Origin of the sequence: Amphibacillus sp. Q70 (assembly GCF_052055485.1) — a bacterium.
GTDB lineage: Bacteria > Bacillota > Bacilli > Bacillales > Amphibacillaceae > Amphibacillus.
In genome coordinates, this window is record NZ_CP197171.1 from 3,536,748 (window position 1) to 3,548,302 (window position 11,555).

An 11,555-nucleotide genomic window follows, 5' to 3' on the forward strand; every position below is an offset into this window, starting at 1 on the left:
GAGTAATTAGACTAATTTCCCAATAAATAACTTGACGGTAGGTTTACTGACTGTAAAGCTAACATCAAACAAAGAGGCAGACAATATTCAATAAGTCATCATAAAAAATTTTTATTCTTTATCAGTCTACTTTATGACTTAATCACTTTTTTAAGGTGAAATATAATTATAAGCTAAAATGTCAAGTCTTCACAAATTGCTTAAATCCTAATCGATGTATGAACCAGAAATCATTGTAAATATTAACATAGAAACAAGCGAAAGGAGTTGAAAAAATGAATCCAGAACGTGCTCAGGAAATCGTGATGATTCCTGATATGATTAACGTCACTTTTGAAAATGAAAAAGTATATATTGAACACGTCGATCAAGATCAAAAATTGGCAACGATTCACCCATTAGATAATCCAGAAAAGAAAATAAGCGTACCCGTCAACAAGCTAGTGGAGCATTAATTAAATAGAGCTAAACTGTAAGAATGATCTAAGCTTATGATTAATCTTGATAGTTAAAATTAACCATCGATCCTCTACAGACAGTTAAATCATAGAGGACGATGGTTTGGTTAAAGTATGGTTTGCATTCTAAATAAACGTATAAAATAATATAATTGAATCAAAAAACTTAACATAGTCATCTGTTAATTACTAAAGTCAAAAGTAACTTCCAGATATGAAAACAAAAACCTCACAACTAGTGTAGTTGTAAGGCTTTACTAACGTCCCAGGAGAGATTCGAACTCCCGACCGACGGCTTAGAAGGCCGTTGCTCTATCCAGCTGAGCTACTGGGACATATTTGGAGCGGGTGAAGGGAATCGAACCCTCGTCATCAGCTTGGAAGGCTGAGGTTTTACCACTAAACTACACCCGCATTATTAATATTGAATTTTCTCTTATTATGTATATCACTCTGTCATGACCTTCAGAATTGGGATTATTCACAAATATTAGTGTTTCGGACAACTCGTCATCATTTCAATGATGTTAACGCTCATGACTGATATTTTACCATTAAACTACATTCACATTTTCTTTTTTATGATACATTCGAATTGCTTTCTTTTAACGGACAAGATTTATTATAGTCATTTTTAACAGGCTTGTCAATTATTTTTTGTAATATTCAGCTATGAAGAGTAAATCTATCAATAACCTGAGGTAAATTGGAAAATCAACTTATCCACATTTGTTATATTTTTCCAATTGGTATTCATGTTTTTTGAAGCTAAACGAACAGAATTCCTGTTATTTAGCTATTTTTTGTGGATAACTCATTTTTAACTTTTTTCTTATCACAACCTTTGCTATAATTTAATTACTAGGTAAACCTTACTTGAATAGGTTTCTCTAGGTCTATGAGGTCCTCTTCTGTTATTGTTTGAGTCTGGAATGCTCTTAACAGATTAGAGGCCTTTTTCTTTATCCTTTTCTTGTCTGTCTTCATGATTTTTGAACCCTTCTCAAAAAGTTGAACCAGTATGTCGGTTATTTGTGTTAGAAGATAGTGATTCTTCATCGCTTGATACTCATGACTGTTCGCGTGTTGAATGTAGTAGCGAATATTCTTTTGTGTATTGAATCCTTCATTTTCAATTTTCCAACGGCTTCTGCCTCCGTTAATGAGCCCCTTTGCGTTTTTCTTTTCTACGTTGATATTGGTCATATACGTAAATGTTTTTTTCTCCTTCTCCTTTTCTTCCGCAAATTCTAATACATTCACCGTTCGTTCGTTGTAAGATATGCCATTCACCCATGAAATCCCTTCATAAGTAGGGCTGTCTTTCCATACTTTCAGATTCTGAAATTCTCTCATGACTGATGGAATGCTTCCTTCTTTGAACCTGATCAAGTACTTCCATTTATTTATGTCGCATAGCTGAAAGACGTTTTCACATGCATATAGGCTGTCTGCGATCATACAAATTGGCAGCCGTTTAAATGTGTTTTTTAGCTTCTTCGCCATCCGGTAAAAAGCATTTCGTTCACAATCTTGTTTGTCTACATCTTCTGATTCGTTCTCAATAAATTCGGATGCTATACTGAAAACCATGTCTCCAACTACGAGCTTTGCTTCCAAAACATGATGCATATATATCGTCTTATTTTCTCCGGTTTCTTCGTTCTTATATGTCCGTTTCAAGCAATGCTCACAATGCTTTTCTCGAAAGGTGAACAGTCCGGTTCCATCTATGACGATTCCCCAATATTTACCGTCTATCCGATAATCATAAAAGCACTTCTTATGGAGGAGTTCTTTCACCATGTAAGTCCGAATGTTTTCAAGTTCCTTCATATCTAAGCGCGACAGGAAATCGTTCACCGTATCATAGTGTGGTAACTCTTTCAGGCTTTCTATTCCCAGCAGTTTTGATAGATTTTCTATACAGTTATCTGCATTAAATGCATCTGTCATTTCCCGCATCGACTCTAGACTCGCTGCATTTTTCATCATAACCATCATTAAAATAACATCTGGGTGATACGTAATATAGCTTGGATGCCTTGGATCTTTGACTTGTTTTAATTTCTTATTTAAATCCTTACAAAAATGATTCTGGATTTTCATGAACTCGAAAAAATACTTTTTATCCTTTTCTGCTTCTCGTTTTTCTTTTCTCGTTATCACGATTAAAAACCTCCTGTATATGCTGATATTATAGTAATTCTACCATGTTGTTATTACTTAATCAGCATATTTTTGGGAGGTATATCATTGAATTTATCTCGAAAAATTTTTACTCTTCATAGCTGTGTAATATTAGAATTAAAAAAAGAGAGCTAAATCTTATTTGGCTCTCTCTTTCCATTAATCTAAAAGCGTTGAAAAAGCTAAATCCTTTACCTCATTACCATTTAATTGATAGAAGTGGACATTATATTGTTTGCTGTCATCCCATTCCAAGATTGCATATGTTTCTTCGCGTCTTCCTCGTGGGAGTCGAATACTTCCAGGATTAATAACAAGTTTATTGTCAATCTGAGTAACTCCTGCAAGGTGGGAATGACCATAACAAATAATCTTGGCATGGAGCTCATCTGCACGGTATGTAATTGGTGTAAGCGTCATTTTTATATTATGCATATGTCCATGGGCAACCAAAAATGTTGTGCCCTTAACATCAAAAGTCAGCTCATCAGGAAACTCTGGATCATAATCTGTATTTCCAGCTACTCTTTGAAAATTTTTTATTTCCTTTTGATGATAATCAAGCTCTGAATCACCACAGTGAATCATTTGATCCACTTTACCTTGATAGCGATTCTTTAATATCGCCAATTCCTTCGACCAACCGTGACTATCACTAACAATTAAAACCTTTGGCATCTTAAAAACCTACCTTTTTCTGTAATTCTAACCATGTTGTCAATTCTTTTATGGCTTGACCACGATGACTGATCGCACTTTTATCCTCTTTTGATAATTGTGCCATCGTTCGATCATAACCAATTGGAATAAATATGGGGTCATAACCAAAACCATTTTCACCAATCGGTTGATTGGCAATATGCCCCTCACATGTTCCATACTTTACAATTGTTTCTTTTTCTGGAATAGCAAATGCAAGTGCACAGACAAATTGTGCGGTCCGATCTTCATATGTAACCCCTTCGAGTTCACTTAATACCTTTTGACAATTTTTTTGATCTTCCTTTTCCATACCCGCATAACGAGCAGAATAAACACCTGGACGACCATTTAAGTGATCAATGGATAAACCAGAATCATCTGCTAAAACAGGGATATTCATTTTTTTAGCAATGGTTTCTGCCTTAAGGATAGCATTTTCAGCAAAGGTTTCTCCTGTTTCCTCAATATCATCAATGGGTGATTCCAAATCCAGTAGAGATATAACTTCAATTTGATCTTTATTAAATATTGTTCTAAAATCTTCAACTTTTCCTTGATTTTTTGTTGCGATTAAAATTTTTTTCATCAATTAGTCCTCTTTTTTTGCTAATAATTCTGCAAGATCCTTTAATGCTTCTTTTTGTAAGTTAAAAATCTGTTCAATGCCTTTTTCCGCTAATTGTAACATTTTATGCAATTGATCTAGTGAGAAGGTAGCCTCTTCACCTGTTCCTTGTACTTCAACAAATTCCTTTTCACCTGTCATGACAATATTCATATCTACATTTGCTTCTGAATCTTCAACATACTCTAGATCAAGGCATGCATTTCCATCTGGCATGATCCCAACAGAAATAGCTGCTAAATAATTTGTAATCGGCATTTCTTTAATGAGGTTTTTTTTGATTAATTTTCCTATAGCAAGAACCAGTGCGACGAAAGCTCCTGTAATGGCTGCTGTTCTAGTTCCACCATCTGCCTGAATGACATCACAATCAATCCAAATGGTTCGTTCTCCTATTTTATCCAAATCAACAATTGCTCTTAAAGCACGACCAATTAAACGTTGGATTTCCATCGTTCGACCAGACACTTTTCCTTTTGAGGATTCTCTAATATTCCGCTGCTCTGTCGCTCTTGGGAGCATAGCATATTCTGCTGTAATCCACCCTTTCCCTTGGCCACGTAAAAATGGTGGGACACGGTCCTCAATACTTGCGTTACAAATTACCTTTGTGTCACCCACTGTAATTAGAACGGAACCCTCTGCATGTTTGGTGAATTCTGTATTGATTGTAATAGGTCTTAATTCATCTAGCTTTCTATCGTTGGGTCTCATTTAATCTTCCTCCTTCTTTCAACATAATCGTAACATATTTTCTGCTCATTCGTTTAATTTCATTCCAATTTTTTAAAAATAAAAAAAAAGAAGCTGAAAATCAGCTTAAAGGCTTCCTGTTGGAACGAAAGAATCTCGGGTTACTGGTTCGCTATATGGTACACCGTGTTCATTAAATATTTGTTCCACATTTTCAACAGATATAGACACTCCAGAAATATCAGGTTGATCAGTTAGTGTAAGTACCAAGGTTTCAATCACTTCATCGGCTATATAAGCTTCATTTACATCAGCTAATATTTCTTCAGTAAACTCCATTGACAGCACGCCTTCACTTGATGTGTCGACCTCAAGTAATTTAACGTTAGGATTAAAGACATGAAGCAATTTAGATTCATAACTTGGTCCATTGAGGAGGGCTTCAACAATACTCTTATTGAGATCTTCCTCTACTTCAATATGCTGAGTAACAGGAACATAATAAATATTTGATTCGAGTTGTGTTGGATAATAGATTGTAACTGCTTGGCTGTTAATTAAATCAATGGCTTCAGTATCAATTATATTAATACCGTTTGCACGTGAGTAGCCATCTTGAAGTGGTGCACCATTAACAGGCATCGTGTTTTGTTCGAAGCCATTAATCCACAACTTTACTTTCTCTACATTATCAAATTGTGTTAGTGTATACGTCATGGCTTGAATGATTTGTTGCTCTTTTTCACCATCATATTCATTAAATTCCTCAGAGAGATCAACAATCATTGTTCCATCTTCCTCTAGATTTAATCCTAAAACTTCAGTTCCTGCAGGTAATACCGCCTCAAAACCACTCGGTAATAGATTTGTTACCGGACCATCTTCTACTAAATACTCTAAAACTTGTGTCGCTACCTCATCTGATTCTATTCTAGGTAATTCAACAGTTTGTGGAACGACAATGCCTTCCTTACTCAATAAGTAAAGTTGACGAGCAACAGTCTCAGCCGTTTGATCACCTTCTTCTAACTCACCAACATCCTCTTCTTTTTCTGTTTCATCAGCTTGATCTATTGGTGCATCGATATCTTCTAATACTTCCTCATCAGAAGAATTACATCCTACCAACATTATAAAACTAATAACTATCAATATACAGGGGCTTATTCTCCTCATTATGACTCGTCTATTCACCTTGTACCCTCCTCAGATGGTTTGTACTAATATATATACGAGCCCTTTGAAAAAATTAGACCTAGATGTATTAAAAAAACAAGTAGATTTAACTACTTGTCATTTTGTGTTTGTTCAATTGTAACTTGTTCAACATGTTGAACAGGGTGATCCATCCAATGATTCGCAATTTGTTCAAATAATATCGGAGAACCTGTTGTATAGAATTTATGATCAGGTATTCGATCTTCTTCGTAGGATAATTGTTGATAAGCTAAAATAGCACTCACTTCTCGAGCCGTTTCTTCTCCTGAAGAAATAATTTGTACATCCCTGCCGATCACTTTTTGAATTTCATCAGCAATTATCGGATAATGTGTGCAACCAAGAATTAACGTATCTAAATCTTGATGTCCTTGAAGAGGTTGTAATGATTCACGAACAATTTCTTCAACTACTTCTTTAGAGAAAGGACCGCTTTCAACGAGAGGAACGAATTTTGGACAGGCTTGATCGTAGATTGTTAAATCTGGTGCAATATGTTTTAAAGCCGTTGGATAAGCTTTATTATTTATTGTCCCTTCTGTACCAATCACGGCAATCGTATTTGTTTTTGTTACTTTAATAGCCGATCGAGCACCAGGTTGAATAACTCCAATCACCGGTATCAACAATTTCTCTCTTAATAAATCTAGTGTATAGGCTGTTGCTGTATTACATGCAATGACAAGTAACTTAATCTTTTTTTCCATTAAAAAGTCAACCATTTCGAGTGTGTATTGAATGACTTCATTTTCTGGTCGTGACCCGTAAGGACAACGAACGGTATCACCTAAATAAATTAATTGTTCTTTTGGTAATTGGCGCATTAATTCACGTGCAACTGTTAGACCTCCAACACCTGAATCAATAACGCCTATTGGTTGATCCAATTCAATCCCTCTTTTATATATTTTTAATTATTTTCTTGATCCCACTTCATCTTTTCTAATAAAAGTGCTAACACTTCGTGGAGCATATCTACTTTTTCAGTTGAAACATCAATTAGAATTGTGCGTAAATAGGCTTGCCTTTTCTCAATCACTTCATTAATAATCTCGCGACCTTCTGGTAGCAAATGAATTCTAACGACACGTCTATCATTACTGTCACGTTTTCGTTCGACTAACGTGTTTTTTACCATTCGATCAACTAAATCAGTTGTTGTACTAAAAGCTAAATTAATTTTATGAGATAATTCTCCAATTGTTAAATCTCCATCTTCTAGTAACCATTGTAAGGCAATAAACTGAGGCGCTGTAATTGAATAGTTTTTTAAAATCTCCCGTCCTTTATGTTTAATAATACCATTTATGTAACGGATATTTTTCTCAATCTCAGCAATTGGACGATCTTCTACATCGCTTCCCACCAGAAACCCCTCCCTTAATAGAATATCTCTTTGTATCATAACATATTTATCGAAATTAGGTATATTTATGTTTTAGAAAGCAGAGTCCAAATACATTTTGCCAGAATCAATAAAAGTAAAATTTTCTTTAACTTTGACAACAGCAAGGCATCTAGCACTATGAACATTGTATTGTTGTTGAATGGATTTTGAACCCATTATGTTCAGATAAAACCAGATGTGATTCTAGGTGGAGATAATGAGAAAGCTGGGCAAAGACTTAACGAAAGAATAGTGGATGTGCTAGGGAATTACGTTAATCTACATGACTTAGACTATACGGATTTTGATAGGAGATAGGACACCAATAAGCTAGATACATATCGGTTGAAAGGCATAAAGTAAGCCGCTAACAGATGTCAGCGACCCTATTCTAATAGAAACTCGGCAGGAGGTATGTCCTCAGCAGCATGACCTAGTGTCTCAGCCGCAAACTCGTAATGTTCTAGGAGTTCATTGAACGAGTCCACATCTCCTTCGGACATGGCGGAAACAGCTCCGTCATAGAACGTTGTGAGGCTACTGTTTGCAGACTCTATGCTGTAATGAACGCGAATCCACTCGTCGGAGAGATCGTCAACTTCAACATTTTGTTCGTAAAGATCAATTGCTTGTCGTGCGAGTTCCTCCGAAGATTGGAGATACTCAGAAGCCCTCTCTAAGTCTTGACTGTTTACTAAGACTTGACCGGCTTCTTGCACGTCTTCTCCACTCATTCTAATAAATTCCATATACTGGGATACGAGGGTTCGAATTTCTTCGGGTTTATCATTGGGTTCTTCGGTTGAGTCAGCATGTTCAAGATCGTTGCCTAAATCTTGATCATGCTCTTCTTGGATAACATCGTTCGCTACTGGATCTGTCACGGAATTATCGTTCAGTTTATATAAAAGAAAGATTATAAAGATTAAAATGCCGACTGTAACAATTATCTTTTCTATAAGGTTCAATTTTTTCCATTCTTTCATTCTAAAACTCCTTAAATAAATTAATTTAAAATAATTTCTAAGAAAGTGTGCCAAAGACCACCTGAGAATTTAATTATATATAGGAGAGGATAATTTGATAGAAAAACTAAAAAATTACTCGATGAAACATGGCGCTTTGGACTCGCACATGGCGGCGACGAATTGTTCGCTATGAGAACCACATTTTGTCTTACAAAAAACTGTGTAAACAAAGAACTGAGGATTAGGCAAACGTACCAAAGCGAAAGTATAGACGATATTCTCGATAACAATAAATCAACTACAACAACTATGTATTTAGTAGATTCTCAAGCAGTGTCTGAATATGAAAAATCGGAAACTGAGCACATTCAGCGGCAACTGATCACGGCGGGCGCTCATTTCCGATGAAGACGAATTAACGACGGCAATCGTTAAGACGTGGCTCTCGTCCGACGAACCTACGCTAAGAAGTGCCGGAAGAGAATTAGGTATACATCACTATTCAGTACGCAGAAAACTAAAGCAATTAACACGAAAATTCTCCGAAGACAAATTCGGAAAACTGGTGGACTATTTTTCTACGTAACTATCTATATACACATTATAACAATTAAGGGTGGAGCTGTCAATAAAGATGATAGCCTCACCAAGGAATCATTCAGAGTAATTCATCTTAAAGCGAATCAATTAATTAAAAGACAAGGAGTAAAACGATATGAAGATCGGAGAAATCGTCGCAGAAAACAGAACATTCTACCTAAGCAGTCATGCACGAGAACGAATCCGTCAACGACTTAATATCGAATCTGAAAGCACAAGTTTGGTTTGGATTATGGAATCTATTGCTAGTACCGTAAAGACGATCCCAGAAGGGATTACTACGAAGTATATTACAGAAGTATTCGAGATTATTTGTGAAGGTCCTAAGTTGATAACTGTTGTTCTATTGGACTCAAGTAATACGTATAAGAACTTGTTTAAGGGCGTTGTTACTAAAGAGTTTAATAGATTACTAACGATCAAGAAACGAGAACTAAAGAAAGCAGAAATTGCTGTGTGTGAGACGCAACTAAACTCCTTAAGGCTAAAAATCCGAACGTTGCCGAATCTATTCGGAAAAATTTAACTCAGAAAACAGACAAAAAAATGAATAAATGACGAAATGAAACAGATTGTTGTTGCCGCTAAGCAATATGGCGTAGAGGTTTGAAAATTGGACTTTGTCGAGACCTTAACCGCCTTGACCGTCCACAACAGCTTATCGACTGTCCCAAGTCACCCAAATAACGTTTCCCTGTTCCCTCTTACAGGACTCGTGGGGTCTCCGCCAAGCGGCGGTCGGTAGTTGTTGTGGGCGCAGATTGTCCGTGTCTTCCTGTTGTGATCTTAGAACGCCTCTTTACAATGCGGACCAGTCTAGGACGTGAGACTTGGAGGCAAAGCCGCGATCGGACCAGTCGTCCAATAGTGCGCACTACAAACATTTTAATGAATTAGCTATAAGGACATGCTTCGCCATAACTTTATATCCCACTATGTTCAGGTAAAACCGTTTATGTTTCTACGAAATAAACAACGTAGTTAAGTATATTCGATTATAACGTTTTTGTTGATTCCTCTTTTCTTTTTGCATAACTTAAAAAGATGCCGATTAATCAAAACCGGCATCTTTCATTAAAACGTGTTTGTATATATTTTTTTGTATTCGTACCTTATTCCACTATAATCAATTAGCAAATCGCTTTTTCGTACGTTTTTCAACAATACCCAAAATGAGATCTGCTATTATGGCAAGTGCAGCTGCTGGAACAGCACCAGCATAGATACGAATATCATTTTGAAAGCTGATTCCACTAATGATTTCTTTACCTAGTCCGCCACCACCAATGTAAGGTGCAATTGTTGCGACGGCGACAGCAATGACTGCTGCAACCCGAAGACCCGCCATAAGAAATGGAATAGATAAAGGGAACTCGACTTTCATGAGTAGCTGTAACGGCGTCATACCAATACCTTTGCCCGCTTCAGTCACACCACTCTCTACTTCCCTGATACCAACATACGTATTCCGAACAATTGGCAATAGTGAATACAGGAACAGGCCAATAACAACCGTCTGGAAACCAAGTCCAAAGTAAAGCAATAAAATAGCAAGCATCGCGATACTCGGAACTAATTGCAATATATTCACAAGTGATAGAATAACGGGAGCTAATTTTTCAACCTTAGCAGCAAGAATACCAAGTGGAATACCAACAATTAGCGCTAACGCAATGGCATAAACAACCATTAAAATATGCTCAATTGTTAAAGCAAATAGTTCTGATCCGTTGTCTGCCATATAACGACCAAGTTCTAAGATAAAATCCATGCTGAGAACCCCATTTTCTCTTTATTCATCTAGTAAACCTTCTTCAATTAGAAATTCACGTGCAACCTCTTCAGTAGACCGTCCCTCAAAATCAACTTGACGAATCATTTCAGACATTTGTTCTGTTTCCACTGTTTCAACTAAGTCTTCAAAAATTTGATTGACTTCTGGGTATTCTTCTAAAGTTTCATTTCGACCAACTAGAGAGGCATCAAACGGTGGGAAAAATTGTTCATCATCCTCTAAAGTACGTAGATTATACTCAGGAATCTGCGGGTCAACCGTATAAGCCATGACAAGATCCACTTCATCTCTAGCGATCGCTTCATACATCAGTGAAACTTCCATTCCTCTCGTATCGCCAAATTCAAAGCCATAAGTTTCAATAAAGGCACGATAACCATCATTATCACGTTCAAGCCAAGTTGTATCTGTCCCCAAGATTAGACTATCTGCATATGATTCCAGATCAGATACGTTAGTAATATTATTTTCTTCAGCAAAATCTTCATGAATAGCGAATGCATATTCATTGGTAAATCCTATGGTATCAAACCATGTTATATCATAGGCTTCGTCGAAAGATTGTTGGGCAATCTCAATTGTCTCTTGTGGATCCGTCGTGTATTCAATATCATCAAAGTAATTATTGTAGATTTCACCTGAGTATAATAAGGCAAAATCAAACTCTCCTCGATCCAAGGAAGCAATGACTTGTGGACTTGCTTGAATATCCTCAGTAATACTCACTTCATGATCCGTATTTTCTTCAACTAATATTTTAACAAGCTGGCCAGCGATCTTAGGGTCAGTATAGGTTTGGGCACCAAACTCAAATACCTCTCCACCTGCTGAAGACCCTCCACCACATGCGGTGATTATTAATAAACTAAATACTAGTAAACTCGTAAAAATAAGCTTTTTCATCACTAAATCATTCTCC

12 protein-coding genes and 2 tRNA genes are annotated in these 11,555 nt (G+C 36.4%); 2 read left to right on the top strand and 12 right to left on the bottom strand.

All coding sequences use genetic code 11. From position 1 onward, the window contains the following. Nucleotides 1-275: 275 nt before the first annotated feature. Complete coding sequence (locus ACS127_RS16005) at nt 276-455, top strand: H-type small acid-soluble spore protein (protein ID WP_440896018.1); 180 nt, start codon at nt 276-278, stop codon at nt 453-455. Between the two features lie 264 nt (nt 456-719). Here ACS127_RS16005 and ACS127_RS16010 read toward each other — a convergent pair. The 10 genes from ACS127_RS16010 to ACS127_RS16055 form a co-directional block, all read right to left on the bottom strand. Further along, a tRNA-Arg gene (locus ACS127_RS16010) sits at nt 720-793 on the bottom strand. A gap of 5 nt (nt 794-798) precedes the next feature. Beyond that, a tRNA-Gly gene (locus ACS127_RS16015) sits at nt 799-872 on the bottom strand. A gap of 447 nt (nt 873-1,319) precedes the next feature. Then, nucleotides 1,320-2,627, bottom strand: coding sequence for a transposase family protein (locus ACS127_RS16020; protein WP_440896019.1), 1,308 nt, complete (start codon nt 2,625-2,627; stop codon nt 1,320-1,322). A 180-nt stretch (nt 2,628-2,807) separates the two neighbouring features. After that, nucleotides 2,808-3,326, bottom strand: a complete 519-nt coding sequence (locus ACS127_RS16025; RefSeq protein WP_440896020.1) for a metallophosphoesterase family protein — start codon at nt 3,324-3,326, stop codon at nt 2,808-2,810. Nucleotide 3,327: 1 nt separating this feature from the next. Next, the gene (locus tag ACS127_RS16030; protein WP_440896021.1) at nt 3,328-3,936 is read right to left on the bottom strand and encodes an XTP/dITP diphosphatase; all 609 of its coding nucleotides are present in this window, start codon (nt 3,934-3,936) and stop codon (nt 3,328-3,330) included. Nucleotides 3,937-3,939: 3 nt separating this feature from the next. Beyond that, entirely contained in the window at nt 3,940-4,689 is a 750-nt protein-coding gene (gene rph / locus ACS127_RS16035) for a ribonuclease PH (protein ID WP_440896022.1), read from the bottom strand. A gap of 105 nt (nt 4,690-4,794) precedes the next feature. After that, nucleotides 4,795-5,799 (bottom strand): GerMN domain-containing protein, encoded by a 1,005-nt coding sequence (locus tag ACS127_RS16040; protein ID WP_440896023.1) that lies wholly within the window; start codon nt 5,797-5,799, stop codon nt 4,795-4,797. A gap of 155 nt (nt 5,800-5,954) precedes the next feature. Next, nucleotides 5,955-6,773, bottom strand: coding sequence for a glutamate racemase (gene racE / locus ACS127_RS16045; protein ID WP_440896024.1), 819 nt, complete (start codon nt 6,771-6,773; stop codon nt 5,955-5,957). Between the two features lie 23 nt (nt 6,774-6,796). Then, nucleotides 6,797-7,252 carry a MarR family winged helix-turn-helix transcriptional regulator gene (locus ACS127_RS16050; protein WP_440896025.1) on the bottom strand — a complete coding sequence of 152 codons (456 nt, stop codon included), beginning with the start codon at nt 7,250-7,252 and terminating at the stop codon, nt 6,797-6,799. 407 nt (nt 7,253-7,659) lie between these two features. Beyond that, entirely contained in the window at nt 7,660-8,259 is a 600-nt protein-coding gene (locus ACS127_RS16055; RefSeq protein ID WP_440896026.1) for a hypothetical protein, read from the bottom strand. A gap of 697 nt (nt 8,260-8,956) precedes the next feature. On the opposite strand from ACS127_RS16055, the gene ACS127_RS16060 reads away from it, so the two are divergent. After that, nucleotides 8,957-9,367, top strand: coding sequence for a hypothetical protein (locus ACS127_RS16060; protein WP_440896027.1), 411 nt, complete (start codon nt 8,957-8,959; stop codon nt 9,365-9,367). A 600-nt stretch (nt 9,368-9,967) separates the two neighbouring features. Here the strand turns inward: ACS127_RS16060 and ACS127_RS16065 are convergent. Both ACS127_RS16065 and ACS127_RS16070 read right to left on the bottom strand, forming a co-directional pair. After that, nucleotides 9,968-10,612: an ABC transporter permease gene (locus tag ACS127_RS16065; protein ID WP_440896028.1), complete on the bottom strand. Its 645-nt coding sequence runs from the start codon at nt 10,610-10,612 to the stop codon at nt 9,968-9,970. A 21-nt stretch (nt 10,613-10,633) separates the two neighbouring features. After that, nucleotides 10,634-11,539 (bottom strand): glycine betaine ABC transporter substrate-binding protein, encoded by a 906-nt coding sequence (locus ACS127_RS16070; protein WP_440896029.1) that lies wholly within the window; start codon nt 11,537-11,539, stop codon nt 10,634-10,636. Nucleotides 11,540-11,555 lie beyond the last annotated feature (16 nt).

Coding starts and splice junctions, on each gene's coding strand:
- ACS127_RS16005 (WP_440896018.1), top strand. CDS start 276: ATGAATCCAGAACGTGCTCAGGAAATCGTGATGATTCCTGATATGATT.
- ACS127_RS16025 (WP_440896020.1), bottom strand. CDS start 3,326: ATGCCAAAGGTTTTAATTGTTAGTGATAGTCACGGTTGGTCGAAGGAA.
- ACS127_RS16030 (WP_440896021.1), bottom strand. CDS start 3,936: ATGAAAAAAATTTTAATCGCAACAAAAAATCAAGGAAAAGTTGAAGAT.
- rph (WP_440896022.1), bottom strand. CDS start 4,689: ATGAGACCCAACGATAGAAAGCTAGATGAATTAAGACCTATTACAATC.
- ACS127_RS16040 (WP_440896023.1), bottom strand. CDS start 5,799: ATGTTGGTAGGATGTAATTCTTCTGATGAGGAAGTATTAGAAGATATC.
- ACS127_RS16055 (WP_440896026.1), bottom strand. CDS start 8,259: ATGAAAGAATGGAAAAAATTGAACCTTATAGAAAAGATAATTGTTACA.
- ACS127_RS16060 (WP_440896027.1), top strand. CDS start 8,957: ATGAAGATCGGAGAAATCGTCGCAGAAAACAGAACATTCTACCTAAGC.
- ACS127_RS16065 (WP_440896028.1), bottom strand. CDS start 10,612: ATGGATTTTATCTTAGAACTTGGTCGTTATATGGCAGACAACGGATCA.
- ACS127_RS16070 (WP_440896029.1), bottom strand. CDS start 11,539: ATGAAAAAGCTTATTTTTACGAGTTTACTAGTATTTAGTTTATTAATA.